26 protein-coding genes are annotated in these 24,461 nt (G+C 61.0%); 14 read left to right on the forward strand and 12 right to left on the reverse strand.

Annotation, left to right across the window (positions count from 1 at the left end; translation table 11 throughout):
• Positions 1-95: 95 nt before the first annotated feature.
• Both mqo and CXQ81_RS21110 read right to left on the reverse strand, forming a co-directional pair.
• Entirely contained in the window at positions 96-1,742 is a 1,647-nt protein-coding gene (gene mqo / locus CXQ81_RS21105) for a malate dehydrogenase (quinone) (protein ID WP_009044563.1), read from the reverse strand.
• A gap of 700 nt (positions 1,743-2,442) precedes the next feature.
• A complete protein-coding gene (locus CXQ81_RS21110; protein WP_007929247.1) occupies positions 2,443-2,778 on the reverse strand; it encodes a hypothetical protein in 336 nt (111 codons plus the stop codon).
• A gap of 394 nt (positions 2,779-3,172) precedes the next feature.
• Here CXQ81_RS21110 and CXQ81_RS21115 point away from each other — a divergent pair, with 394 nt between their 5' ends.
• A complete protein-coding gene (locus CXQ81_RS21115) occupies positions 3,173-3,406 on the forward strand; it encodes a DUF6555 family protein (RefSeq protein WP_007929246.1) in 234 nt (77 codons plus the stop codon).
• Positions 3,407-3,484: 78 nt separating this feature from the next.
• On the opposite strand, the gene CXQ81_RS21120 is transcribed toward CXQ81_RS21115, so the two are convergent.
• The gene (locus CXQ81_RS21120) at positions 3,485-3,733 is read right to left on the reverse strand and encodes a DUF1652 domain-containing protein (protein ID WP_101338469.1); all 249 of its coding nucleotides are present in this window, start codon (positions 3,731-3,733) and stop codon (positions 3,485-3,487) included.
• A 281-nt stretch (positions 3,734-4,014) separates the two neighbouring features.
• On the opposite strand from CXQ81_RS21120, the gene CXQ81_RS21125 reads away from it, so the two are divergent.
• The 8 genes from CXQ81_RS21125 to CXQ81_RS21160 all read left to right on the forward strand — a co-directional run bounded on the left by CXQ81_RS21125 (position 4,015) and on the right by CXQ81_RS21160 (position 8,651).
• The gene (locus CXQ81_RS21125) at positions 4,015-4,347 is read left to right on the forward strand and encodes a DUF6388 family protein (protein ID WP_101338470.1); all 333 of its coding nucleotides are present in this window, start codon (positions 4,015-4,017) and stop codon (positions 4,345-4,347) included.
• A 51-nt stretch (positions 4,348-4,398) separates the two neighbouring features.
• Complete coding sequence (locus CXQ81_RS21130; RefSeq protein ID WP_101338471.1) at positions 4,399-5,103, forward strand: YoaK family protein; 705 nt, start codon at positions 4,399-4,401, stop codon at positions 5,101-5,103.
• Positions 5,104-5,167: 64 nt separating this feature from the next.
• Entirely contained in the window at positions 5,168-5,560 is a 393-nt protein-coding gene (gene tusD / locus CXQ81_RS21135; protein WP_007929241.1) for a sulfurtransferase complex subunit TusD, read from the forward strand.
• 3 nt (positions 5,561-5,563) lie between these two features.
• Positions 5,564-5,926, forward strand: a complete 363-nt coding sequence (gene tusC, locus CXQ81_RS21140; RefSeq protein WP_085534145.1) for a sulfurtransferase complex subunit TusC — start codon at positions 5,564-5,566, stop codon at positions 5,924-5,926.
• On the forward strand, positions 5,926-6,225 hold the full coding sequence (gene tusB, locus CXQ81_RS21145; RefSeq protein ID WP_053261833.1) for a sulfurtransferase complex subunit TusB: 300 nt from the start codon (positions 5,926-5,928) through the stop codon (positions 6,223-6,225). Before tusC ends, tusB begins: the two co-directional genes overlap by 1 nt.
• Positions 6,222-6,557, forward strand: a complete 336-nt coding sequence (locus CXQ81_RS21150) for a TusE/DsrC/DsvC family sulfur relay protein (protein ID WP_007929238.1) — start codon at positions 6,222-6,224, stop codon at positions 6,555-6,557. The genes tusB and CXQ81_RS21150 overlap by 4 nt, the downstream gene beginning before the upstream one ends.
• Positions 6,554-7,555 (forward strand): glycosyl transferase family protein, encoded by a 1,002-nt coding sequence (locus CXQ81_RS21155; protein WP_101338472.1) that lies wholly within the window; start codon positions 6,554-6,556, stop codon positions 7,553-7,555. The genes CXQ81_RS21150 and CXQ81_RS21155 overlap by 4 nt, the downstream gene beginning before the upstream one ends.
• Positions 7,556-7,643: 88 nt before the next feature.
• Entirely contained in the window at positions 7,644-8,651 is a 1,008-nt protein-coding gene (locus CXQ81_RS21160) for a glutathione S-transferase family protein (RefSeq protein ID WP_007929234.1), read from the forward strand.
• A 97-nt stretch (positions 8,652-8,748) separates the two neighbouring features.
• Here the strand turns inward: CXQ81_RS21160 and cysG are convergent, their stop codons facing one another.
• The 6 genes from cysG to ftsK form a co-directional block, all read right to left on the reverse strand.
• Positions 8,749-10,143 (reverse strand): siroheme synthase CysG, encoded by a 1,395-nt coding sequence (gene cysG, locus CXQ81_RS21165; protein ID WP_101338473.1) that lies wholly within the window; start codon positions 10,141-10,143, stop codon positions 8,749-8,751.
• Complete coding sequence (serS, locus tag CXQ81_RS21170; protein WP_007929229.1) at positions 10,144-11,424, reverse strand: serine--tRNA ligase; 1,281 nt, start codon at positions 11,422-11,424, stop codon at positions 10,144-10,146. It abuts the gene before it with no gap.
• Between the two features lie 16 nt (positions 11,425-11,440).
• A complete protein-coding gene (gene crcB / locus CXQ81_RS21175) occupies positions 11,441-11,815 on the reverse strand; it encodes a fluoride efflux transporter CrcB (RefSeq protein WP_007929222.1) in 375 nt (124 codons plus the stop codon).
• Positions 11,812-13,137 (reverse strand): replication-associated recombination protein A, encoded by a 1,326-nt coding sequence (locus CXQ81_RS21180; protein WP_101338474.1) that lies wholly within the window; start codon positions 13,135-13,137, stop codon positions 11,812-11,814. The genes crcB and CXQ81_RS21180 overlap by 4 nt, the downstream gene beginning before the upstream one ends.
• A gap of 30 nt (positions 13,138-13,167) precedes the next feature.
• Positions 13,168-13,791: an outer membrane lipoprotein chaperone LolA gene (lolA, locus tag CXQ81_RS21185; protein ID WP_007929220.1), complete on the reverse strand. Its 624-nt coding sequence runs from the start codon at positions 13,789-13,791 to the stop codon at positions 13,168-13,170.
• Positions 13,792-13,856: 65 nt separating this feature from the next.
• The gene (gene ftsK, locus CXQ81_RS21190; protein WP_101338475.1) at positions 13,857-16,265 is read right to left on the reverse strand and encodes a DNA translocase FtsK; all 2,409 of its coding nucleotides are present in this window, start codon (positions 16,263-16,265) and stop codon (positions 13,857-13,859) included.
• Positions 16,266-16,582: 317 nt separating this feature from the next.
• Here ftsK and trxB point away from each other — a divergent pair, with 317 nt between their 5' ends.
• The 4 genes from trxB to infA all read left to right on the forward strand — a co-directional run bounded on the left by trxB (position 16,583) and on the right by infA (position 19,369).
• On the forward strand, positions 16,583-17,533 hold the full coding sequence (gene trxB / locus CXQ81_RS21195; protein WP_101338476.1) for a thioredoxin-disulfide reductase: 951 nt from the start codon (positions 16,583-16,585) through the stop codon (positions 17,531-17,533).
• Between the two features lie 71 nt (positions 17,534-17,604).
• The gene (gene aat / locus CXQ81_RS21200) at positions 17,605-18,285 is read left to right on the forward strand and encodes a leucyl/phenylalanyl-tRNA--protein transferase (RefSeq protein ID WP_085534134.1); all 681 of its coding nucleotides are present in this window, start codon (positions 17,605-17,607) and stop codon (positions 18,283-18,285) included.
• Positions 18,286-18,342: 57 nt separating this feature from the next.
• On the forward strand, positions 18,343-19,050 hold the full coding sequence (locus CXQ81_RS21205) for an arginyltransferase (protein WP_007929216.1): 708 nt from the start codon (positions 18,343-18,345) through the stop codon (positions 19,048-19,050).
• A gap of 100 nt (positions 19,051-19,150) precedes the next feature.
• Positions 19,151-19,369: a translation initiation factor IF-1 gene (infA, locus tag CXQ81_RS21210; protein ID WP_002553999.1), complete on the forward strand. Its 219-nt coding sequence runs from the start codon at positions 19,151-19,153 to the stop codon at positions 19,367-19,369.
• Positions 19,370-19,491: 122 nt separating this feature from the next.
• Here infA and clpA read toward each other — a convergent pair whose 3' ends face one another.
• Both clpA and clpS read right to left on the reverse strand, forming a co-directional pair.
• A complete protein-coding gene (clpA, locus tag CXQ81_RS21215; RefSeq protein ID WP_007929214.1) occupies positions 19,492-21,762 on the reverse strand; it encodes an ATP-dependent Clp protease ATP-binding subunit ClpA in 2,271 nt (756 codons plus the stop codon).
• Between the two features lie 29 nt (positions 21,763-21,791).
• Entirely contained in the window at positions 21,792-22,154 is a 363-nt protein-coding gene (gene clpS, locus CXQ81_RS21220; RefSeq protein WP_009044582.1) for an ATP-dependent Clp protease adapter ClpS, read from the reverse strand.
• A 226-nt stretch (positions 22,155-22,380) separates the two neighbouring features.
• Between clpS and cspD the strand changes: the two genes are divergently transcribed.
• On the forward strand, positions 22,381-22,638 hold the full coding sequence (gene cspD / locus CXQ81_RS21225) for a cold shock domain-containing protein CspD (RefSeq protein ID WP_007929210.1): 258 nt from the start codon (positions 22,381-22,383) through the stop codon (positions 22,636-22,638).
• A gap of 89 nt (positions 22,639-22,727) precedes the next feature.
• Here the strand turns inward: cspD and icd are convergent, their stop codons facing one another.
• Positions 22,728-23,984, reverse strand: a complete 1,257-nt coding sequence (gene icd / locus CXQ81_RS21230; RefSeq protein WP_101338477.1) for an NADP-dependent isocitrate dehydrogenase — start codon at positions 23,982-23,984, stop codon at positions 22,728-22,730.
• Positions 23,985-24,461: the final 477 nt, after the last annotated feature.

Consider the following 24,461-nt stretch of genomic DNA (forward strand, 5'->3'; position numbering starts at 1 on the left):
CAAAAAACGCCGCTCCTGGGAGCGGCGTTTTTTTAGCCTGGAGCGGATATCCGCCCCAGGTTCCGGTTCACCCGACAGGTCGGGCGCGGCCGGTATTACAGGGCCATGTCAGCCGACGGGTTGCTCACTGGCGCCTTTGGCTTTTCAGCCGCAGGTTGCGCAGGTGCAGCGATCTGGCCGATGGCCGGTGGCGGAGTCAATTGCAGCACTTCGCTGGTGTAGGCCCACTCTTGAGCGACACGCTCAGGACTGCCGTTGAGCTGGGTGCCGTAGCTCGGCACGATCTGGTGCAGCTTCGCCTGCCAGGCCGGAGTCGCGACCTTGTCCTTGAAGACCTTCTCCAACACGCTGAGCATGATCGGCGCGGCGGTCGAAGCACCTGGCGAAGCACCCAGCAGGCCGGCAATGCTGCCGTCCTTGGCGCTGACGATCTCGGTGCCCAGTTTCAGCACGCCACCCAGCTGCTCGTCGCGCTTGATGATCTGCACGCGCTGGCCGGCCTGCCACAGACGCCAGTCTTCAGCCTTGGCGTTAGGGAAGTACTCTTTCAGGGCATTCAGGCGATCTTCATCCGACAGCATCAGTTGGCCGGCGAGGTACTCGACCAGCGGGTACTCCTTGATGCCGACCTTGGTCATGGGCCAGATGTTGTGAGTGGTGGTAGTGGTCAGCAGGTCGAGGTACGAACCTTCCTTGAGGAACTTGGTGGAGAAGGTCGCGAACGGGCCAAACAGGATCACGCGCTTGCCGTCCAGCACGCGGGTGTCCAGGTGCGGAACCGACATCGGTGGAGCGCCGACCGACGCCTTGCCGTAGGCCTTCGCCAGGTGCTGCTCGGCGATCGCCGGGTTCTCGGTCACCAGGAACGAGCCGCCCACAGGGAAACCGGCATATTCCTGGGCTTCAGGAATGCCCGACTTCTGCAGCAGGTGCAGGGCACCGCCGCCGGCGCCGATGAACACGAACTTGGCGTCGGTCTGGGTTTCGGTACCGTCTTTCAGGTTCTTGTACACCACGCGCCAGGAGCCATCTTCGTTACGCTTGATGTCTTCCACTTCGCTCGACAGCTTGAGCGAGAAGTTCGGCTGGGCTTTCAGATGGCCGACGAACTGACGGGTGATCTCGCCGAAGTTCACGTCGGTGCCGAGCGGCGACCAGGTGGCGGCGATCTTCTGCTTCGGATCGCGCCCTTGCATCATCAGCGGGACCCACTGCTTGATCTGCTCCGGGTCTTCGGAGTACTGCATGCCGGCGAACAGCGGGCTCGCCTGCAGCGCTTCGTAGCGTTTCTTCAGGAACTTGATGTTGTCATCGCCCCACACGAAGCTCATGTGCGGAGTGGAGTTGATGAACGAACGCGGGTCCTTCAGGACATTGTTCTTGACTTGCCACGACCAGAACTGGCGGGAAATCTGGAACGCTTCGTTGATCTCGATGGCCTTGGCGATCTCGACCTTGCCGTCCTTGTTTTCCGGGGTGTAGTTCAGCTCCGCCAGGGCAGAGTGACCGGTACCGGCGTTGTTCCAGCCGTTCGAGCTTTCTTCGGCAACGCCGTCGAGACGCTCGACCATTTCCATCGACCAGCCCGGCTCCAGCTCATTGAGCCAGACACCCAGGGTCGAACTCATGATGCCGCCACCGATGAGCAGCACATCCACTTTCTTGGTCTCGGCGGCGTACGCGGAGCTGAGCCCCATCGTCATCGCCAAGCCCAGCAGGGCCGTGTTCACTTTTTTCAACATACAGTAGTTCCTACGATAGAACGCCATCCGCCCCCCCATTCTCGATCATCAGTCGCCCCGGCACCGCCATGGGTTCCCGCACTCAGAAGAACTGAAGGGTGGGCACACAAGGCCGACATGACACTATCGACCTCAGTTTATATGTCGCTCCTGCGCTGACTTCTTATTCGCTATTGGCTTCAGCTACTTGAGTGACACTATTTTGTTGGGACGCCTTCGGACAGCATCGATCGACGGTCCGAAACGCCCGCTAAAACCACATTCCCATAGAGAGACTAGTCGGGTGTAACCGAAGGAGTGAGTCAACAACACCCGGTACTACGATCGGCCTGCTGCCAACGCCCTCGATCACCGCCTGACAGCGGCAAGGCCACGGGTATCGCATACAGGGATCGCCCCCAACCCTGGCAGCCCTCCTGCTGAAAACGGACATAATGGCCATCATGGGTGGTGGCTAACGCGCCATTGTCTACTGGACGGATAAAGCCGTCAAAAAAACTGTCAGATTTGTCCTGTTTTTATGCAGAAAAGGACCTTGATGATTCAAGAGTTCGCCTGAAGGCGAACAAGGTGAGGCCCGGACAAGACCCGGCACAAAAAAAGCCCTGATTAGTCAGGGCTTTTTTGTGGGCAGGAACGCGCGATTCAACAGCAATGGGCTGTCACTTTGACAAGCCCTTCACAGAAGGCATGAAGCGGCCTACAGGCAATCATGCACGGCCTTTTTCAGCACCGCGGACTTGGCCCAGGGTGTTCCCTGGTAGAGCGAGACCAGGCTGCCGTTCTTCGATTTCACCACTTCCACGATCTCATCCGATGCCAGGCTGCCAGGAGCGGTGATCCGATAGCCGTTGGAGATATCGGACTGGGTGCTCCTGGGCGTCTCGCGCTGCCAGGCCGGCAGGACACACTGCGCGTAATCTTTCGGCGTTTTGCCAGTCAGCTCACTGACATTCGGCTTGCCCGGTGCCAAAGCCGTGGGTAACGAACACCCGGCCAACAGTCCCATCAGCGACGCGCCTAGCCAAACTCGCATATATCTTCCTCATCCCTAAAAAATCGAGAAATGTATCACTTGCCCGGGCTTATCGTTAGAAACACTTGCTTCTTTCGCCGAACGGTATTCCCGCCCCGCGATCATCACCTGATACCGGTCAAAAAAACGTTAACCCCATCACGTCCCGGACAGGCAAATGACAGTTTGTCCACAAAGGCCTCGATTGACGGAAAACGCCCGCTGCCTGGCGCAACATGACACCCATTGAGGGCGGTTTCAGCCAGCGGCGTTTGGGATACAGGAGAATGCCGCGAGGCATTTGAGGAACGAACGGCGACTGTCCATGCAGTTCGGATGAGTGGTGCAAGTCAACGCGTCCTTTTGGGAATAATCTTGAATCGCCACCACCTAACACAGCCCAAAGGACGCGGCGATGAACAGCATCAAGACTTTCGAAATTCGCTACTGTTTCGCAGGTTCGCAAAGAACCTTCACTTACCAGGGCGCGCGATTGAGCGACAGCGACACCTGGTATCTGGCCTTTCTGCATTCCGGGTGCCTGATTACCCACGACACCCCCTGCGGCGGGACCTACCGCACCATGCAGATATTCGCCGAGCGCAGCGGCGTCACGCTGGCGAACTGGAGAGAGTTGTCTGAAAACTAGCCCTCCCCGCACAACTCAGACGTCCGACACTGGCGCAAGGAAGCGCTCAACCTGCCCGATGATCCACTTGCACAACGACTAGAAACCGCCGGCAAATGCCCGACGCCCCGCCCTGATTTCAGTCCGCAACTCACCGACGAGATTGGCCGCCGAGCGAACACTGGTGAGATGCTCGGTCGATACCCCGGTAATGAACAGATCGATCCGTCCGCTTTGCGGCTCGAAAACCTTGATTGCCAGGGAGCCGTCGGGATTGACGGTGCAGGTGCAGGAAAGCGGCAGGAAACCGGACTCCAGGATCTGGCGAAGCTCGTCCATCGAGAGCATGAGAAATTCCTCCTTGGCGGCGCCATTTGGAGAGAGTGCCCGTTGAGAGTAGGTCACAAGAACGGGGCTCATACCCAGGCATTCACTGGAAGTGTTATCCAGCACGCATTTTTACCTGGCCAATCCGCTCAGTGGCACGGTGCGAGCACGGCCCTGACCTTCCGTCGCGGCAACTCCACCCGGGAGCATTTTGACGCTGGACCGGCCAGGCGTTATGGTCGCTGGGCTTTCGCACCTCCCAAATCCGAAACGCCTTCCTTCAACCCCATCCAGGATCGCCGATGGCCGCACCCGAACACCCGCATGAAGTGGCCCTGCAAAAGTTTCTCGCAGCGCGCCCGGAGCTTCGTGAAGCACTCGATCATCTCAATCCCTTGGCCGCCCAGGCCAGGGGCGAAACCCAGGAGCAATACCGCGCGGAGCGACTGCACGAAGCCTTCGAGGCCGAGGCGGAACGCCAGGGTCTGTTTGCCTGGGAACTGAGCCTGCAGTTGACCGTGCAGAGCGTGGAGGAATTTGCCGCGCGGCGGCTCGAAGTGCACCGGGAAGTGGCGGAAATGGCCGGCATGCCCTGGAGCGAGTATTGCGAGCTACACGGCCTGCCACGCGATTGAGCACAGCTCGGGCCTTCGATAAAGGATCATTGTCACCATGAGTCAACGCTGATGCTGCCCTCTTCCACCAGCCTTCGCAGTAACCCGGAGCTGCTGCGGCGCCAGAAATGGCGCGGCCGCATAGGCCTGTGCCTGGTCGCCAGCCTGTCGGTGCTGGCCGGCATGACCGACGCCATCGGCTTCATGGCTACCGGGGACTTCGTCTCCTTCATGAGCGGCAACACCACGCGCCTGGCCGTCGCCATCAGCGATGCCGACCTGGCCCTGACCCTGCATCTGGTGCTGCTGGTCGTCACCTTCATCGCCGGCAACGCCCTGGGCATCGTCGTCAGCCGCTTGGGCGGCCGCCGGGCCTTGCCGCTGCTATTGTGCATTGCCACGCTGCTGTGCGCGGCAGCCGCTTGGCCGTTTGAACAACGGCTACCGGCGGTGCTGGCCGCGATTATCGCCATGGGCATGCTCAATGCTGCCGTCGAGGAAGTGAACGGGCTGCCCGTGGGCCTGACCTATGTCACCGGCGCCCTGTCGCGCTTTGGCCGCGGCCTGGGCCGCTGGATGCTCGGCGAGCGGCGCAATGGCTGGCGCATCCAACTAGTGCCCTGGAGCGGCATGTTCGCCGGCGCCGTGCTGGGCGCCGTTCTGGAACAGCATCTGGGCCTCGCGGCCCTGTTCGTCAGCGGCCTGCTGTCGGCGCTGCTGGGGCTGTTGTCGCTGAAGATCCCCCATCGCTGGCAGCTGGGCTATATGCCGCGCTAAAGCCACTTCGCCGGGCCCGGCATAAAGCTTTATCATGGCCCCAGGTTTGCAGACAGAGTTCTACATGAAGTTCGCCATTGCCCTTTTTTCCGCTGCTCACGCGCCCTCCTCGCGCCGCGCCCTGGCATTCGCCCAGGCAGCGCTGGCTGGCGGCCACGAGATCGTGCGGCTGTTTTTCTATCAGGATGGCGTGCACAGCGCATCGGACAACATCGTCACCCCGCAGGACGAACCGGACCTGCCCGCGCAATGGCGAACCTTCGTCAGCGAGCACCAGCTCGATGGCGTGGTGTGCATTGCCGCGGCCCTGCGCCGCGGGGTGTTGAACCAGGAGGAAGCCGCGCGCTACCAGCGCCCGGCCGTCAACCTGAGCGCGCCCTGGGAGCTTTCCGGGCTCGGCCAGTTGCACGACGCCGTACAGGCGGCCGACCGCTTGATCTGTTTCGGAGGGCCATGAAACATGGCGCAATCCCTGTTGATCATCAGCCGCCAGGCGCCCTGGTCCGGCCCCGGTGCCCGCGAAGCCCTGGATATCGTGCTGGCGGGCGGCGCCTTCGACTTGCCGATCGGCCTGCTGTTTCTTGACGATGGCGTGTTTCAGCTGGCCCCCGGGCAAAAAGCCGCTGCCGTGCAGCAAAAGGACCTCAGCGCCAATCTGCAGGCCCTGCCGCTGTTTGGTGTGGAGCAGCTGTTCGCCTGCGGCGCCAGCGTGGCGGAACGCGGCCTGGACCCGGCCGCGCTGAACCTGGACGAGGTGCAGGTTCTGGCCCCGGCCGAACTCGGCGCACTTATTGACCGTTTTGACCAGGTGATCACCCTCTGATGTCGACCTTGCACGTGCTGTCCCACTCGCCTTTCACCGACTCCCGGCTGACCAGTTGCCTGCGCCTGCTCGGCCCGCAGGATGCCATCCTCCTGTGCGGCGATGCGGTGTACGCCCTGCAGCCTGGCAGCGCGCCGCTGGCGGCCCTGCAGGCACGCGGCGAGACGCTGTCGCTCTACGTTTTGGCGGAAGACCACCAGGCCCGAGGCCTGGAGGTTCCGGCCTGGGCCACGAGTGTCGATTACCCGGCGTTCGTCGCGCTGTCGATCCAGTACGACAAGGTCAACAGCTGGTTATGAACGCACTGACTGTCGGCGAACGCGCCATCGCCCTGGACAAGGACGGCTACCTGGTGGAACTGGGCGACTGGTCCAGCGAAGTGGCCGCTGCCCTGGCCGCGGCGGAACAGATCGAACTGACCCCCGAGCACTGGGAAATCCTCGAGCTGCTGCGTGGCTTCTACCAGGAGTTCCAGCTGTCGCCCGCGACCCGCCCACTGATCAAATACACCGCCTTGAAGCTGGGCCCGGACAAGGGCAACAGCCTGCACCTGAACCGACTGTTCAAAGGCACTCCCGCCAAACTTGCCGCCAAGCTGGCGGGCCTGCCCAAGCCGACCAATTGCTTATGACCGATTACACCCCGCTGACCACCGAAACGCCCACCGAGCATCCTTTCGCGCAGTTCGTGCGCATTCTCGGCAAAGGCAAACGCGGCGCCCGCAGCCTCACCCGTGAAGAAGCCCGGGAAGCCATGGGCATGCTGCTCGACGACAAGGTCGAGGACACCCAGCTCGGCGCCTTCCTGATGCTGTTGCGGCACAAGGAAGAAAGCCCCGAGGAGCTGGCGGGCTTTACCGAAGCCCTGCGCCAGCGCCTGCAGGCGCCACCGATCAAGGTCGATCTGGACTGGCCCAGCTACGCCGGCAAAAAGCGCCACCTGCCCTGGTTCCTGCTGGCCGCCAAGTGCCTGGCACAAAACGGCGTGCGTATCCTGCTGCACGGTGGCGGCGCCCACACCGCCGGCCGGCTGTACACCGAGCAATTGCTGGAGCAGCTGCACATCCCGCTGTGCCGCGACTGGCAGGCGGTCGATGCCGCGCTGGCCCAGGGCAACCTGGCCTTCATCCCCCTGGGCGACTGGGCGCCACAGCTGCAACGCATGATCGACTTGCGTAATACCCTGGGCCTGCGCTCGCCGATCCACTCCCTGGCGCGCATCCTCAACCCGTTGGGCGCGCGCTGCTGCCTGCAAAGCATCTTCCACCCCGGCTATCAGGGCGTGCATCGCGATGCCAGCGGCCTGCTGGGGGACAACGTCATTGTGATCAAGGGCGACGGCGGCGAAATCGAGATCAACCCGGACAGCGCCAGCCACTTGTACGGCACCACTGGCGGTATCAGTTGGGATGAGGAATGGCCGGCCCAGTCCGAGCAGCGCCATGTCAAACCGGCCAGCCTCGACCCCGAGCACCTGAAAGCCGTCTGGCGCGGCGATGTGCAGGACAGCTACCCGCAACTGGCGCTGATCGCCACCATGGCCCTGGCCCTGCGCGGGCTCGGCATGCCCCGGGAACAGGCTTTCGAGCAAGCTCAGCACTACTGGGACGCGCGCGAAAGATCGATTTAACCGATCATAACTGCCGGACTTTTGCGTAATTCGTTCGAACCCCTCGGATTAGACTGCACTCCAATGCACACTGACCGAGGAGTTTTTTATGGGCCTGCTGATTGAAGGACGCTGGCACGACCAGTGGTACGAAAGCAGCAAAGACGGCGCCTTCCAGCGCGAACAGGCGCAACGCCGCAACTGGGTGACCGCTGACGGCAAACCAGGCCCTAGCGGCGAAGGCGGTTTTCGCGCGGAAGCCGGCCGTTATCATCTGTACGTATCCCTGGCCTGCCCCTGGGCTCACCGCACGCTGATCCTGCGCAAGCTCAAGGGTTTGGAAAGCCTGGTCGATGTGTCGGTGGTCAGCTGGCTGATGCTGGAACAGGGCTGGACTTTCGACCGGGCCCTGGGCTCCAGCGGCGACCAGCTGGATCATCTGGATTTCCTCCACCAACGCTACACCGCCGATACCCGCGACTACACCGGCCGCGTCACCGTGCCCGTGCTCTGGGACAAGCAGCAGAAACGCATCGTCAGCAACGAGTCGGCGGAAATCATCCGCATGTTCAACAGCGCCTTCGATGGCCTGAGCGGTAACGGCCTGGACTTCTATCCGGAGCCGCTACGCGGTGAAATCGACGAACTGAACGCACGTATCTACCCCGCGGTGAACAATGGTGTGTATCGCGCCGGCTTCGCCACTTCGCAGCAAGCCTACGAAGCGGCCTTCGACGATCTGTTCGCCGAACTCGACTGGCTGGAACGGCGCCTGGGCGGCCAACGCTACCTGGCCGGCGAATACCTGACGGAAGCGGACATCCGCCTGTTCACCACGCTGATCCGCTTCGACGCGGTGTATTACGGTCACTTCAAGTGCAACCTGCGGCGGATCGCCGACTATCCGAACCTGTCGAACTGGCTGCGCGAGCTGTACCAATGGCCGGGGATCGGCGAAACCGTGGACTTTGCCCATATCAAGGGGCACTACTACGCCAGTCATCGCACCATCAACCCGACCGGCATCGTGCCGAAAGGGCCGGCGCAGGACTTCGATGCGGCGCATGATCGCGAGCGTTTGAGCGGGCGTGGGGTTTGGCAAGGCAACAAGAAATAACTCAGGAGAGCGATCGTTCTTGAGATCGCTATCGCGGGCAAGCCTCGCTCCTACAGAAGAGATTTTCTGTGTAGGAGTGAGATTGCCCGCGATGCTTTCAGACCTGCGACTGCGCGCCTTCGAACCAGGCGAGCTTCTCGCGAAGCTGCACCACTTCGCCGACGATCACCAGGGTCGGCGCATGCACTTCATGCTCCGCCACCAGCTTCGGCAGATCCGCCAGGGTGCCGGTGAACACTCGCTGGTTGGCGGTCGTGCCCTGCTGGATCAAGGCGGCCGGCGTATTCGCCGAACGGCCATGCTGGATCAGTTGCTCGCAGATCACCGGCAAGCCCACCAGGCCCATATAGAACACCAGGGTCTGTGCAGGCGCGACCAGGTCGGCCCAGGGCAGATCGGTGGTGCCATCCTTCAGATGCCCGGTGACGAAACGCACGGACTGCGCATAGTCACGGTGGGTCAAAGGAATGCCGGCATAGGCCGCGCAGCCGCTGGCCGCGGTAATCCCCGGCACCACCTGGAACGGAATGCCATGGGCCGCCAGCTCTTCGATCTCTTCGCCGCCACGGCCGAAGATGAACGGATCGCCACCCTTCAGACGCAGCACGCGCTTGCCCTGTTTGGCCAGGTCCACCAGTTGCTGGTTGATCTGCTCTTGGGGCAAGGCGTGATCAGCGCGACGCTTGCCGACATACACCCGCTCGGCATCGCGCCGGCACAGCTCGAGAATCGCCGGAGCTACGAGGCGGTCGTAGAGCACCACATCGGCTTGCTGCATCAGGCGCAAGGCGCGGAAGGTCAGCAGATCCGGATCGCCCGGCCCGGCCCCCACCAGATACACCTCGCCCGGCGCATGGGGCGCTTCGCCGGCGATCTTGGCCTGCAGCAAGCGCTCGGCCTCCTCGCCCTGCCCGGCCAGCTGCCGGTCGGCGATCGGTCCCTGGAACACGTCTTCCCAAAAGGCACGACGCTGCTGCACGTCCGGAAACAGGCCTTTGACCTGATTGCGAAAACGCGCGGCCAGGCCGGCCAGTTGACCGTAGGTCGAGGGAATCCAGGTTTCCAGCTTGGCCCGGATCAGGCGCGCCAGCACCGGCGCATCGCCGCCGCTGGAGACCGCGATCACCAACGGCGAACGGTCGACGATCGCCGGGAAGATCACGCTGCACAGGGCCGGCGCGTCCACCACATTGACCGGCACGCAGCGCCGATGAGCGTCGGCGGAGACCTGGGCATTGAGCGGTTCGTCGTCGGTGGCGGCGATGATCAGCACGCAGCCGTCCAGGTCCGCCTCGACATAACCGCGCGACAGGCATTCGCCGCCGCTGGCCGTGACCAGCTCGCGCAACTGGGGTTCCACTTCAGGTGCAACTACCCGCAGCAGCGCACCGGCGTCGGCCAGCAGACGGGATTTGCGCAAGGCAATCTCCCCGCCGCCGACCACCAACACACGACTGCCGCGCAGGTTATGAAACAGCGGCAGAAATTCCATTTAGCCGATGACCTCGAGGCCGCCCATGTAAGGCTTGAGCACCTCAGGCACACGGATCGAGCCGTCGGCCTGCTGGTAGTTCTCCAGCACCGCCACCAGGGTACGACCGACCGCCAGGCCGGAACCGTTCAGGGTATGCACCAGTTCCGGCTTGCCGGTTTCCGGATTGCGGAAGCGCGCCTGCATGCGACGGGCCTGGAAGTCGCCGCAGTTGGAGCACGACGAAATCTCGCGGTACTTGTCCTGGCTCGGGATCCACACTTCCAGGTCATAGGTCTTGACCGCGCTGAAACCCATGTCGCCGGTGCACAGCGCCAGGGTGCGGTAAGGCAGCTCCAGCAGTTGCAGGACTTTCTCGGCGTTGGCGGTCAGGCCTTCCAGGGCTTCCATGGAGGTCGATGGCTCGACGATCTGGACCATCTCGACCTTGTCGAACTGGTGCTGGCGGATCATGCCGCGGGTGTCGCGACCCGACGAACCGGCTTCGCTGCGGAAGCACGGGGTGTGAGCGACGAACTTGATCGGCAACTGCTTCGGATCGAGGATCTCGCCGGCCACGATATTGGTCAGCGACACTTCGGCGGTCGGGATCAGGTACAGATCGGCTTCGTTTTCACGGCTGATCTTGAACAGGTCTTCTTCGAACTTCGGCAGTTGGCCGGTCCCCACCAATGCCGGTGCCTGCACCAGGTAAGGGGTGTAGGCCTCTTCGTAACCATGCTCGCTGGTGTGCAGGTTGATCATGAACTGCGCCAGGGCGCGGTGCAGACGGGCGATCGGCCCGCGCAGCAGGGCAAAACGCGCGCCCGACAGCTTGGCCGCGGTCTCGAAATCCAGCCAGCCGTGTTTTTCGCCCAGGGCGACGTGGTCCAGGATCGGAAAGTCGAACGCCGTCGGCGTGCCCCAGCGGCGCACTTCGACGTTGCCCTCTTCGTCGTCGCCAACCGGCACCGATTCGTGGGGCAGGTTCGGGATGCCCTGCAGGATCGCATCCAGCTCGGTTTGAATGGCGTCCAGCTCAACCTTGCCGACCGCCAACTCGCCCGCCATGCGCTCGACGTCGGCCATCAGTGGCGCGATGTCTTCGCCGCGCTGCTTGGCCTGACCGATGGACTTGGAGCGCGCGTTACGTTCGGCCTGCAGTTGTTCGGTGCGGGTCTGGACGGTCTTGCGCTGTTCTTCCAGCGCTTCGATGCGTGCTACATCCAGGGCAAAGCCACGGGATGCCAGGCGGTCCGCTACGTCCTGAAGGTTGCTACGTAACAGTTTGGAATCGAGCATGTCGGTCTCTCGTTTATCAAAGTTTGGTCAGGGACAGGCCGGCCCAGGTCGCGAGCAGCCCGCCGAATACGCTGATGGCCGCATAGCCCAGGGCCAGCGGAATCTGTCCACTTTCCAGCAGACGCACCGTATCCAGTGAAAAGGATGAAAAAGTCGTCAGGCCGCCAAGGAAGCCCACCATCAACCCGGCGCGCACCTCGATGGGCACCTCCGGGCGTATCAGAAACAGGCCGTACAGCACGCCGATCAGCAGGCAGCCCACGATATTAACGGCCAGCGTCGCGGTATAGAAGTGCCGCGGCCAATTGGCGCTGATCCAGTTACCGGTGGCAAAGCGCAACAGGGTTCCGGCAATACCACCCACCGAGACGGCAAGGATCAACGGGATCACGGTTTTCTCCGCTGCTTGGAGCTGGCCCGGTCAAGCTCCGTCAGGTGCTTGAGCTTCTCGCCGATCTTCAGTTCCAGGCCACGGGGCACGGGTTGATAGAAGGGTTGCGGCTCCAGCGCCTCGGGAAAGTAGTCTTCGCCGGCCGCGTAGGCATCCGGCTCATCATGGGCATAACGATATTCGTCGCCGTAACCCAGTTGCTTCATCAGTTTGGTCGGCGCATTGCGCAGGTGCAGCGGCACTTCCAGCGACCCATGCTCGGCAGCGCTGCGCATGGCGGCCTTGAAGCCCATGTACACGGCGTTGCTTTTTGGCGCGCAGGCCAGGTAGGTGATGGCCTGGGCCACCGCCAGCTCGCCTTCGGGGCTGCCGAGGCGCTCCTGCACGTCCCAGGCCGCCAGGCACAGGCTCAGGGCCCGTGGATCGGCGTTGCCGATGTCTTCGCTGGCCATGCGCACCACGCGCCGCGCCAGGTACAGCGGGTCGCAACCGCCGTCGAGCATCCGCGCGAACCAGTACAGGGCCCCGTCCGGGTTGGAACCGCGGACCGACTTGTGCAGCGCCGATATCTGGTCGTAGAAGGCTTCGCCGCCCTTGTCGAAACGCCGGCGGGTATCGCCCAGCAGGCTTTGCAGCAGCTCGACACCGATTTGCGTCCCGTCTTCGGAGAGATCCGAGGCATTCTCCAGCAAGTTGAGCAGGCGCCGGCCATCGCCGTCCGCCGCTGCCAGGAGCATCTGGAAGCCTTCGTCGCTGAGGCTCAGCTGGCGCTTGCCCAGCCCGCGTTCCTCAGTCAAGGCCCGCTGTACCAGCTTGTGCAGAGCCGCCTCGTCGAGGCTCTTGAGCACATACACCCGGGCCCGGGACAACAGTGCGTTGTTCAGCTCGAAGGACGGGTTCTCGGTGGTCGCACCAATGAAAATCAGGGTGCCGTCTTCGACATAGGGCAGGAAGGCATCCTGCTGGGACTTGTTGAAACGGTGCACTTCGTCGACGAACAGGATGGTCCGGCGCCCGTATTGGGCCGCCTGCTGCTTGGCGATTTCCACCGCCTGGCGGATCTCCTTGACCCCGGCCAGCACCGCCGAGACCGTTTCGAAGTGCGCATCCGAGACTTTCGCCAGGAGCCGCGCCAGGGTGGTCTTGCCCACGCCCGGCGGCCCCCAGAAGATCATCGAGTGCAAAGCCCCCTGCTCCAGCGCTTCGCGCAGAGGCTTGCCGCGGGCGAGCACATGTTCCTGACCGACGTACTCGTCCAGGTTGGCCGGGCGCAGGCGCGCGGCCAGGGGTTGGGCGATCGGGTCACTGCGAAACAGATCCATGGCGGACGATTGAAACCTCTTGGCGGCGACTTATTCTTGGATCACGTCGGCACCCTTGGGGATGTCGAACTTGAACTTGGAAGCGGCGATCGGCTCGTTGGCCTTGACCCCGGTGAACAGGATATTGGTGCGCTGGCCAACACTGTCGATCAGTTGCATGTCATTCACCAGGCCATTGCGGAACGACAGGCGCAGGCTGTCGAACAGGGTGTCCTTGGTTTTCGGCTTGAGGATGAAGTCCACCACGCCACCGGCCTCCTTGGCGCTGATGTCGAAGCTTTCGCTGATTTTCGACACATCGCCCGACAACAACAAGGCTGGGGTCTGGGTCAGGCGCTGGTCCAGGGTCTTGATGGTGACCTGCTCCAGGTCCGGGTCCCACAGGGAAACCTTCTTGCCGTCGGAGACCATCAGTTGCTCCTGCGGCGCATCGGTGTGCCAGTAGAACAGGCCCGGGCGCTTCAGCGCCATGTCGCCAGCGGTTTCCTGCAGCTGGGTGCCGCTGCCGTCTAGGGTCAGTTGCGAGAAACGCGCGGTCAGGGTCTGGGACTTTTCGAGCAACTGGGTCAGGCGCGCCACGTCTTTCTGATCGGCATGGGCCGACAGCGTCGTTAAAGCCAGTACCGGTACCAGCAACATGCGGATAAGACGCATGGGAGTCCTCATTAGATTCGTGGAAAAAACCGGCGGCGCTGGGGCGCGCCGCCTGTGTCGGGTCATTAGTCGCGCATCGGACCCGGCGCTATCACTTCGCGCGAGCCGTTGGTGTTCATGGCGGTCACCACACCGGCCATTTCCATGGCTTCGATCATGCGGGCCGCACGGTTGTAGCCGATCTTGAGCTTGCGCTGAACCGCGGAGATCGATGCCCGGCGGCTCTCGAGGACGAACTGCACCGCCTCGTCGTACAGCGCGTCGGTCTCGGCGTCGTCACCGTCACCACCGCCGCTGCTGCCGTCGAAGCCGCTACCGGCTTCTTCGACACCGTTGAGGATGTCGTCGTTGTACTCCGGTGCGCCACGCAGTTTCCAGGCCTCCACCACACGGTGCACCTCATCGTCGGAGACGAAGGCGCCATGGACGCGGATCGGCAGGCTGGTGCCCGGCGGCATGTAGAGCATGTCACCGTGCCCCAGCAGCTGTTCGGCGCCGCCCTGGTCGATGATGGTCCGCGAGTCGATCTTGCTCGATACCTGGAACGCCATGCGGGTCGGGATGTTGGCCTTGATCAGGCCGGTGATCACGTCCACCGACGGACGCTGGGTCGCCAGGATCAGGTGGATCCCCGCGGCACGGGCTTTCTGGGCGATCCGCGCGATCAGTTCTTCGACCTTCTTGCCGACGATCATCATCATGTCGGCGAATTCGTCGACCACCACGACGATGGTCGGCAGCTTGGTCAGCAGCGGCGCTTCGTCGTGAATACTTTCGCGGTTGTACAGTGGGTCGGTCAGCGGCGTACCGGCTTCGATCGCTTCTTTAACCTTGGCGTTGAAGCCCGACAGGTTACGCACGCCCATCTTCGCCATCAGCTTGTAGCGCCGCTCCATCTCGGCCACGCTCCAGCGCAGGGCGTTGGCGGCGTCCTTCATGTCGGTCACCACCGGGCACAACAGGTGCGGGATGCCTTCGTAGATCGACAGCTCGAGCATTTTCGGGTCGATCATGATCAGCTTGGCGTCTTCCGGGCCGGACTTGAACAGGATCGACAGAATCATCGCGTTCACACCCACCGACTTACCGGAACCGGTGGTCCCGGCCACCAGCAGGTGAGGCATCTTGGCCAGGTCGGTGATGATCGGCTTGCCGCCGATATCGTGGCCCAGGGCCAGAGTGACCGGGGATTTGAAGTTGTCGTATTCCGGGGTCGACAGCACTTCGGAGAAGCGCACGATCTGCCGGTCTTCGTTGGGAATCTCGATGCCCACGGTGGTCTTGCCGGGAATCACTTCCACTACCCGCACGCTGGTCACCGCCAGCGAACGCGCCAGGTCCTTGGCCAGGTTGGCGATACGGCTGACTTTCACACCGGCGGCCGGCTGGATTTCGTAACGGGTAATCACCGGGCCCGGGTGGATCGAGTCCACCGACACCTCGACCCCGAACTCCTTGAGCTTGATTTCCAGCAGATGGCCGACAGCGGCCAGCGACTCGGGGGAGTAGTTGAGTTGTTTCTTTTCCGCCGGATCGAGAATAGAGATAGGCGGCAAGGTGCCTTCGACCGCGCTGTCGATGAACAGCGGGACCTGTTTCTCTTTCTGCACGCGCTTGCTGGGTTCGGGCGCTTTGACCGGGGCCGGGGCAATCACCGGCGGGACCTGTTTCTCACGGTCGGACATGTGCTTGCTCAGGGCCTGCTCGCGCTCGATCAGGCGCTCCTTGACCTTGGCCTGCTCACGCTTGTCGGTCACGGTCGGAGCGACCACTTCGTCGACCCGGGCATCCACTTCACGCAATTGGGCGACCAGTTGCTTGCGCTCGGTACGGGCCGCCCACCAGCGGTTGGCGGCGCCCTGGAACAGTTCGAACAGGTCAAGGGTGATCTTGCCGGTCACATCCATGACCTTGAACCAGGAAAGATCGGTAAAAACGGTCAGGCCGAACAGGAACAGCGCGATAAACATCAGGGTACTGCCCTGGATATTCAGCGCATTCTTGGCCAGGTCGCCCAGGCTTTCACCCAGCGCCCCACCTGCGCCAGCCGGCAGGCCGGTCGCCGCGTGGAAATGGATATGCGCCAACGCGGCACCGGACAGCACCAGGAATACCAGGCCGATCAGGCGCCAGGAAAACAGCCAGCCGCTCCACTGCCACGGCTCATGGCGCTGACGAAAGATCTGATAAGTCTTGATCGCCAATAACAACGGGAAGATATAGGCGAAGTAACCCAACACCATAAACAGGATATCGGCGCTGTAAGAGCCCGCAGGACCACCGAAGTTCTGTACATCTTCAATCTTGCTGTTATGACTCCAGCCCGGATCGTCCTTGCCATATGTCAGCAATGCCATCATCAGGAACAGGCACAAGGCCCCAATGGCGATCAACGCACCTTCCTTGAGCCGGTAGTGCAATTGCTGGCGCCAGAGTGGGACTACTGTTTTAGGTGCTGCGGTGGATTTCTTCAAAACGCGTCTTTTCCTGCGCCATGGGCGCGTCCAACTGTTGATCGACTAAAAAATACTGCCCAATCCAGGCAGGTAAAAAAGTTGACGAGCGTAACTGGGGCTACTTTTAACATTCTGCCCACGCATTGCGAAACTGTAAGAGCTGCCGCGTGCAATGCCGATGTATTCCATATAGGGATACAAACCCGCATTGTACGGGTTTGTAAGCGCCGTGCCACGCTGCTCAATACTGGGTGTAGCATAATCAGGAACACTTTACGCAGTATTCAATTTGAGCATGCATTCTCTTTTGTGACAAAGGCTTATGAGGTGTTTTTATGACCGAAGCGAAGCATTCACGCCTGATCATTCTGGGCTCCGGCCCTGCCGGTTACAGCGCTGCCGTTTATGCCGCCCGCGCCAACCTCAAACCGACCGTCATCACCGGCCTGCAAGCGGGCGGTCAACTGACCACCACCGTCGAGGTCGACAATTGGCCTGGCGATGTCGAAGGCCTGACCGGCCCGGTGCTGATGGAGCGCATGCAAAAACACGCTGAACGCTTCGACACCGAGATCGTCTACGACCACATCCATACCGCGGAGTTGCAGCAGCGACCCTTTATCCTCAAGGGCGACAGCGGCACCTACAGCTGCGACGCACTGATCATCGCCACGGGTGCATCGGCCCAGTACCTGGGCCTGCCCTCCGAAGAAGCCTTCGCCGGCAAGGGTGTATCCGCCTGCGCTACCTGTGACGGCTTTTTCTATCGCAATCAAGTAGTTGCCGTAATCGGTGGCGGCAACACCGCCGTGGAGGAAGCCCTGTACCTCTCCAACATCGCCAAAGAGGTTCACCTGGTGCACCGGCGCGACAAGCTGCGCGCGGAGAAAATCCTCCAGGACAAGCTGTTCGACAAAGCCGCCAAGGGCAATATCCGCCTGCACTGGAACCAGAATCTCGATGAGGTGCTGGGCGATGCCAGCGGCGTCACCGGCGCCCGACTGCGCGACAGCCTGACCGGAGAGACCCAGGAACTGGCGCTGGCCGGCGTATTCATCGCCATCGGTCACAAGCCCAATACGGATCTGTTCAAGGGCCAGCTGGAAATGCGCGATGGCTATCTGCTGGTCAAGGGTGGCAACGAAGGCGACGCCACGGCCACCGGCATCCCGGGCGTGTTCGCCGCGGGCGACGTGGCCGACCATGTATACCGCCAGGCCGTCACTTCCGCAGGCGCGGGCTGCATGGCGGCCCTCGATGCAGAGAAATTCCTCGACGACAACTGACCTCCCGACCTACGCTTGCGGCGGGCCTTGCAGGCCCGCCACCGCCCTCCCCTTCCGCAAGTCTGAATGCCATGCTGACCTGGTTACAACGCAACACCTTCGACTTTCCCCCGCTGGAAAAGGCCCTGCGCGACCCCAACGGCCTGTTGGCCGCCGGCGGCGACCTGTCGGCCGACCGGCTGATCCAGGCCTATCGCCACGGCTGCTTTCCCTGGTTTTCCGAAGGCCAGCCCATCCTCTGGTGGTCACCCGACCCACGCACCGTGTTATTTCCAGACGAACTGCATGTATCCCGCAGCCTGGGCAAGCTGCTGCGCCAGCAACGCTACCAGGTCACCTTCGATCAGGATTTTGCCGCGGTCATCAGCGCCTGCGCGGCGCCACGCCCTTATGCCGACGGCACCTGGATCACCGAATCGATGCAGGATGCCTACCTTGAACTGCACAAGCGCGGTTATGCCCATTCGGTCGAAGTCTGGGATCAGGGTTTGCTGGTGGGCGGGCTGTATGGGCTAGCAATGGGCCAGCTGTTTTTCGGCGAATCGATGTTCAGTCGGGCCGACAATGCATCGAAATTCGGCTTCGTCACGCTGGTCCAACATTTACGGACATGGGGCTTCGCCCTGATCGACTGCCAGATGCCCACCGACCACTTGCACAGCCTGGGCGCCCGCGCCATCCCCCGCCAGGAGTTCGCCGGCTATCTGCGGCGCCATCTGGACCAGCCCAGCCGCGCCATATGGGTTTCCTAGGCGGGTTTTGCCAGCGTGGCTTACACTTAATTCAAAGCTAATCCCGAGGGTTGATTCATGACCGAGTTGGCGCGTTTGAAGTTTTATGCCACTCAGCCCCACTCTTGCAGCTACCTGCCCGAAGAACAGGCAACCACGCTGTTCCTCGATCCTAGCCAGCCCATGGATGTGCATGTCTACGCAGATCTGTCGGAAATGGGCTTTCGCCGCAGTGGCGACCACCTGTACCGGCCGCATTGCCAAAACTGCAATGCCTGTGTTCCGGCACGTATTCCTGCCGCGCAGTTTGTGCCCAATCGTCAGCAAAAACGTATTCTCAAACGCAATGCCGACCTGAAAGTCCAGCCTGTCAAACCGGGGTTCAGCGAAGAATATTTCGACCTTTATCAGCGTTATATCGAGCAACGCCACGCCGATGGCGACATGTACCCACCCAGCCGCGATCAGTTCTCGACCTTTCTGGTTCGCGATCTGCCCTTCTCCAGGTTCTACGAGTTCCGCCTCGATGGGCGCCTGCTCGCCGTGGCCGTCACCGATCTGCTGCCCAATGGCCTTTCCGCGGTCTACACCTTCTACGAACCCGATGAAGAGCGCCGCAGCCTCGGCCGCTACGCCATTCTGTGGCAGATCGGCGAAGCCTTGCGCCTGGGTCTGGACGCGGTCTACCTCGGATACTGGATCAAGAACTGCAAAAAGATGAACTACAAGACCCAATATCGGCCCATTGAGCTGCTGATTAACCAGAGATGGGTCATCCTGAACTAGAAGCCCTTGGCTTGAACCCCACTTTTCGGGCACAATGCACGCCGCTTTTGCCTGGCGCAGTTGCACCGGGCCATTCATTGGACACCGAGGGCTTTACTGCATGTCGAAAGAAGACAGCTTCGAAATGGAAGGCACTGTCGTCGACACCCTGCCCAACACCATGTTTCGTGTGGAGTTGGAAAATGGGCACGTCGTAACCGCGCATATCTCCGGCAAGATGCGCAAGAACTACATTCGTATTCTTACCGGTGACAAAGTGCGCGTCGAACTGACGCCCTATGACTTGAGCAAAGGGCGCATCACTTACCGCGCTCGCTAAGCAAGTCAATACAAGACGCCCGGCCCATGCCGGGCGTTTTTGTTTGCCTGCGATTTACTCTGCCTGCCTACAGAACAGATATAAAAAAGGCGCCTTGCGGCGCCTTTTTTTATTGCGGCCGGTCAGGCCATTTCTGCGGTGGTCTCGAACTCGAAGGTCAGCTCGCCATCCTTGATGTCGATGTGCACCACACCGCCATGTTCGGCCAGTTCGCCAAAGAGTATCTCCTCCGCCAGCGGACGCTTGATCTTGTCCTGGATCAGGCGCGCCATAGGACGAGCGCCCATGGTCACATCGTAACCACCAGCCGCCAGCCAGCTGCGGGCCGCATCGGTGACTTCCAGCTGAACGCGCTTGTCCTCCAGCTGCGCCTGCAGTTCGGTAAGGAACTTGTCCACCACGCTTTTGATGACCTCATGACTGAGGCGACCAAACTGGATAATGGTGTCCAGACGGTTACGGAATTCCGGCGTGAAGCTCTTCTTGATCACTTCCATGGCATCGGAAGAGTGATCCTGATGAGTGAACCCGATGGAAGCCCGCGCCGCGGTCTCGGCACCTGCGTTGGTGGTCATGATCACGATCACGTTGCGGAAATCCGCCTTGCGCCCGTTGTTATCGGTCAAGGTACCGTGGTCCATCACCTGCAGCAGCAGGTTGAAGACTTCCGGGTGGGCCTTTTCGATTTCATCGAGCAGCAATACGCAGTGAGGCTGCTTGGTAATCGCTTCGGTCAGCAAACCGCCCTGGTCGAAACCGACATAACCCGGAGGCGCACCGATCAGACGCGACACGGTGTGACGCTCCATGTACTCGGACATGTCGAAACGCACCAGCTCGATACCCAGCGCCTTGGCCAACTGCCGTGCAGCCTCGGTCTTACCGACACCGGTAGGCCCGGCAAACAGGAACGAACCGACGGGTTTGTCCGGCGACTTCAGGCCAGCACGGGACAGCTTGATCGCGGTCGACAGCGAGTCGATCGCCGCATCCTGGCCGAACACCGTCAACTTCAGGTCGCGCTCGAGGTTACGCAGCAGCTCCTTGTCGGAACTGGTGACGTGTTTCGGCGGAATCCGCGCGATTTTCGCCACGATGTCCTCGACCTGAGCGACCTCTATGCGTTTTACGCGCTTGTCGACAGGCTGCAGACGCTGATAGGCGCCCGCCTCGTCGATCACGTCGATCGCCTTGTCGGGCATATGCCGGTCATTGATATAACGCGACGCCAGTTCGGCGGCGGCGCGCAATGCCTCATCGCTGTACTCGATGCTGTGGTGCAGCTCGAAACGCCCCTTGAGGCCGCGCAGAATGCCGATGGTGTCCTCTACCGAAGGCTCGGACACATCGACCTTCTGGAAACGGCGAGCCAAGGCCCGGTCCTTCTCGAAAATTCCACGGAATTCCTGGAAGGTGGTCGAACCGATGCAACGGATGTCGCCCGAGGAAAGCAGCGGCTTGAGCAGGTTCGAGGCATCCATCACCCCACCGGACGCCGCACCAGCGCCAATGATGGTATGAATCTCGTCGATGAACAGGATCGCCTGCGGACGTTTCTTCAACTCGCCCAGCAACGCCTTGAAGCGCTTCTCGAAATCGCCGCGGTATTTGGTACCCGCCAGCAACGCGCCGAGATCCAGGGAGTACACCACGCTGCTGGCCAACAGGTCAGGCACCTGACTGTCGACGATGCGCTTGGCCAGACCTTCGGCGATGGCCGTTTTACCGACCCCGGCCTCGCCCACCAGCAGCGGGTTGTTCTTGCGCCGGCGCGCAAGAATCTGCGCCACACGCTCGACTTCCTGCTCACGCCCGACCAACGGGTCGATACGCCCCTGGCGCGCCAGCTCATTGAGATTGCTGGCATAAGCATCCAGCGGATTACCTGAAGAGGAAGACTCACCGCCTTCATCGTCCTGCATATCCTGCTCACCTTCGGAATGATCGCCATGCCCCGGCACTTTGGAGATGCCATGGGCGATGTAGTTGACGACATCGATGCGGGCAACGCTCTGCTGTTTCAGCAGGAACACCGCCTGACTCTCTTGCTCACTGAAGATCGCAACCAGCACATTGGCGCCGGTCACTTCGCGCTTGCCCGAGCTCTGCACATGAAAGACAGCACGTTGCAGCACACGCTGGAAGCCCAGGGTTGGCTGGGTTTCGCGATCCTCGTCGTGCACAGGAATCAGCGGCGTGGTGGAGTCGATGAACTCCTGCAGGTCGTGCTTGAGTTTGTCGAGGTTTGCTCCGCAGGCACGCAAAACGGTGGCGGCGGCCTCATTATCCAAAAGAGCCAACAAGAGGTGCTCGACGGTCATGAACTCATGACGCTTCGAACGAGCCTCTTTGAAGGCGAGATTGAGGGTGACTTCGAGCTCGCGGTTTAACATAGCTTCACCTCATACCCAAGTGGTCGGCGTTAACCGTCCTTCTCGATTTCACAGAGTAGCGGATGCTGGCTTTCCCTGGCGTACTGGTTGACCTGCATGGCCTTGGTCTCGGCGATGTCGCGGGTAAACAATCCACATACTGCCCGTCCTTCTGTATGAACGGCCAGCATTACCTTGGTCGCCAGCTCGCGATTCAGGTTAAAAAACACCTCGAGCACTTCGACGACGAAATCCATCGGTGTGTAGTCATCATTGAACAAAACCACCTTGTACATCGGCGGAGCCTGCAACGTCGGCTTAGCTTCCTGTACAGCCAAGCCAGCGGAATCGTCGTCTTGGAAATCCGGGCGATCCTGATTGAATGTTAGTCGAATCTGGCTGATTGCATGCATGGAAAGAAAGGTTCGTTAGTTGAGCAAATACAGTGGTGGGGGCACTCCAGGGGGATTTCAACTCCGACCGCCGGGTCACCTTGACTATCGGCAAAACGGTGTTACAACCAATAGAGCCCACATTGGGTAATAAAGGTCCGTACCGTCAATCCTATATTTTCGGATTCCGGTACGGATGAACTGGATGATACTCCAGTGATGGAGTCTGTTGCAGAGGGATATGAGCATGGCAAGCGGCAAGGTCAAGTGGTTCAACAACGCCAAGGGTTATGGCTTCATTAATGAGGAGGGTAAAAGCGACGACCTTTTCGCCCACTACTCGGCCATCGAGATGGAAGGCTACAAAACCTTGAAAGCCGGCCAGGCCGTGAGCTTCGAGATCACTCAAGGACCCAAGGGCCTGCACGCCGTGAAAATCCAATCCATCAAGACCCAGAACACCCCCGTCGCAGCCCCCTCCTACCAGGAAACGGCCCTGAGCTGAAAATCTTCAGCATCCAGTCATAAAAACAGTCATAAAAAAACGGCCGGCTCAATCGATTGAGCCGGCCGTTTCATTTGGAGCGCGTCAATTTACATGTGAGAGATCAGCGCATCGCCGAACGCCGAAGACGGCAACAGCGTGGCGCCTTCCATCAGGCGCTCGAAGTCGTAGGTCACGGTCTTGGCACCAATGGCGCCGTTGGTGCCCTTGATGATCAGGTCGGCCGCTTCGGTCCAGCCCATGTGACGCAGCATCATTTCCGCGGACAGGATCAGCGAACCCGGGTTCACCTGGTCCTTGCCCGCGTACTTCGGCGCCGTACCGTGGGTCGCCTCGAACATGGCCACGGTGTCGGACAGGTTGGCGCCCGGAGCGATGCCGATCCCGCCCACTTCAGCCGCCAGTGCGTCGGACAGGTAGTCACCGTTCAGGTTGAGGGTCGCGATCACGTCATATTCGGCCGGACGCAGCAGGATCTGCTGGAGCATCGCATCGGCGATGGCGTCCTTGACGATCACGTTCTTGCCGGTTTTCGGATTCTTGAACTGCATCCACGGGCCGCCATCGAGCAGCGTCGCGCCAAATTCTTCCGCCGCCACTTCATAGGCCCACTCCTTGAAGGCACCTTCGGTGAACTTCATGATGTTGCCTTTATGCACGATGGTCAGCGAATCGCGGTCGTTGTCGACCACATATTGCAGCGCTTTGCGCGCCAGACGCTTGGTGCCCTGCAGGGAAACCGGCTTGACGCCAATACCGCAGTTTTCGTCGAAACGGATCTTGGTGACGCCCATTTCTTCTTTGAGGAACTTGATGACCTTGGTGGCTTCGGCGGAGCCGGCCTTCCATTCGATACCGGCGTAAATGTCTTCCGAGTTCTCACGAAAAATGGTCATGTCGACATCGCCAGGCTTCTTCACCGGGCTCGGCACGCCTTCGAACCAGCGCACCGGGCGCAGGCACACATACAGGTCAAGCTGCTGACGCAGGGCCACGTTCAGGGAACGGATACCGCCACCTACCGGAGTGGTCAGCGGGCCCTTGATGGAAACCACGTAATCCTTGACTGCGTCCAGGGTTTCCTGAGGGAGCCAGGTGTCCTGGTCGTACACTTGAGTTGCTTTCTCGCCGGCATAGACTTCCATCCAGGAGATTTTGCGCTCGCCGCCGTAGGCCTTCTTAACAGCAGCATCGACAACCTTGATCATGACCGGGCTGATATCAACGCCAATACCATCGCCTTCGATGAAAGGGATAATCGGGTTGTTAGGAACATTGAGAGAATGGTCTGCGTTGACGGTGATTTTGTCGCCGACTGCTGGAACCTGAATCTTCTTGTATCCCATGCTGAACTCCGTTGTGTGGATTGAACATCTGGCTGCGTTCGAGCGTACCCCAGTTGAATCTGGACGGGAACCTCATGTTCCGCTCATATGCCGTGAAGGCTGCGCAGTTCGTGGCCTACAAGCCTGAAAGCAAAGGGAAAAGCGCCAAACTTGAGCACTGCGCAGGACTCTACGCCGCCGCCCCGCCTGCGACCTTTAGACCAATGGACGAGATCGGTTGCATATGAACCGTCGGCGTTTTGCCAGCTACCTATGTATAATGCCGCCGCTGACCACAGAGTCACGACGGCTGAGCGCTCTGCTACTGGAAAAAAGGAGCCGAGACTTTCCGCCCAAAGCCGGGTTGTTACCGCAGCCCACCCGCTTGACGCTCGACTGATGCACCCAACATCACCGCGAAGAAACCTCGACATTCGGTTCACGGATGACTTTGAACGAACGCGCTTACCCGGCGCCCCCTCGAGTTTCTGCGCACGC

Source organism: Pseudomonas sp. 09C 129 (genome assembly GCF_002843625.1).
GTDB lineage: Bacteria > Pseudomonadota > Gammaproteobacteria > Pseudomonadales > Pseudomonadaceae > Aquipseudomonas > Aquipseudomonas chlororaphis.

Coding starts and splice junctions, on each gene's coding strand:
- clpA (WP_007929214.1), bottom strand. CDS start 21,762: ATGTTAAACCGCGAGCTCGAAGTCACCCTCAATCTCGCCTTCAAAGAG.
- aat (WP_085534134.1), top strand. CDS start 17,605: ATGCTGACCTGGTTACAACGCAACACCTTCGACTTTCCCCCGCTGGAA.
- serS (WP_007929229.1), bottom strand. CDS start 11,424: ATGCTCGATTCCAAACTGTTACGTAGCAACCTTCAGGACGTAGCGGAC.
- tusC (WP_085534145.1), top strand. CDS start 5,564: ATGGCGCAATCCCTGTTGATCATCAGCCGCCAGGCGCCCTGGTCCGGC.
- icd (WP_101338477.1), bottom strand. CDS start 23,984: ATGGGATACAAGAAGATTCAGGTTCCAGCAGTCGGCGACAAAATCACC.
- tusD (WP_007929241.1), top strand. CDS start 5,168: ATGAAGTTCGCCATTGCCCTTTTTTCCGCTGCTCACGCGCCCTCCTCG.
- CXQ81_RS21150 (WP_007929238.1), top strand. CDS start 6,222: ATGAACGCACTGACTGTCGGCGAACGCGCCATCGCCCTGGACAAGGAC.
- tusB (WP_053261833.1), top strand. CDS start 5,926: ATGTCGACCTTGCACGTGCTGTCCCACTCGCCTTTCACCGACTCCCGG.
- CXQ81_RS21125 (WP_101338470.1), top strand. CDS start 4,015: ATGGCCGCACCCGAACACCCGCATGAAGTGGCCCTGCAAAAGTTTCTC.
- mqo (WP_009044563.1), bottom strand. CDS start 1,742: ATGTTGAAAAAAGTGAACACGGCCCTGCTGGGCTTGGCGATGACGATG.
- cspD (WP_007929210.1), top strand. CDS start 22,381: ATGGCAAGCGGCAAGGTCAAGTGGTTCAACAACGCCAAGGGTTATGGC.
- cysG (WP_101338473.1), bottom strand. CDS start 10,143: ATGGAATTTCTGCCGCTGTTTCATAACCTGCGCGGCAGTCGTGTGTTG.
- CXQ81_RS21120 (WP_101338469.1), bottom strand. CDS start 3,733: ATGCTCTCGATGGACGAGCTTCGCCAGATCCTGGAGTCCGGTTTCCTG.
- infA (WP_002553999.1), top strand. CDS start 19,151: ATGTCGAAAGAAGACAGCTTCGAAATGGAAGGCACTGTCGTCGACACC.
- CXQ81_RS21110 (WP_007929247.1), bottom strand. CDS start 2,778: ATGCGAGTTTGGCTAGGCGCGTCGCTGATGGGACTGTTGGCCGGGTGT.
- trxB (WP_101338476.1), top strand. CDS start 16,583: ATGACCGAAGCGAAGCATTCACGCCTGATCATTCTGGGCTCCGGCCCT.
- CXQ81_RS21180 (WP_101338474.1), bottom strand. CDS start 13,137: ATGGATCTGTTTCGCAGTGACCCGATCGCCCAACCCCTGGCCGCGCGC.
- CXQ81_RS21115 (WP_007929246.1), top strand. CDS start 3,173: ATGAACAGCATCAAGACTTTCGAAATTCGCTACTGTTTCGCAGGTTCG.
- CXQ81_RS21155 (WP_101338472.1), top strand. CDS start 6,554: ATGACCGATTACACCCCGCTGACCACCGAAACGCCCACCGAGCATCCT.
- lolA (WP_007929220.1), bottom strand. CDS start 13,791: ATGCGTCTTATCCGCATGTTGCTGGTACCGGTACTGGCTTTAACGACG.
- CXQ81_RS21160 (WP_007929234.1), top strand. CDS start 7,644: ATGGGCCTGCTGATTGAAGGACGCTGGCACGACCAGTGGTACGAAAGC.
- CXQ81_RS21205 (WP_007929216.1), top strand. CDS start 18,343: ATGACCGAGTTGGCGCGTTTGAAGTTTTATGCCACTCAGCCCCACTCT.
- CXQ81_RS21130 (WP_101338471.1), top strand. CDS start 4,399: ATGCTGCCCTCTTCCACCAGCCTTCGCAGTAACCCGGAGCTGCTGCGG.
- clpS (WP_009044582.1), bottom strand. CDS start 22,154: ATGCATGCAATCAGCCAGATTCGACTAACATTCAATCAGGATCGCCCG.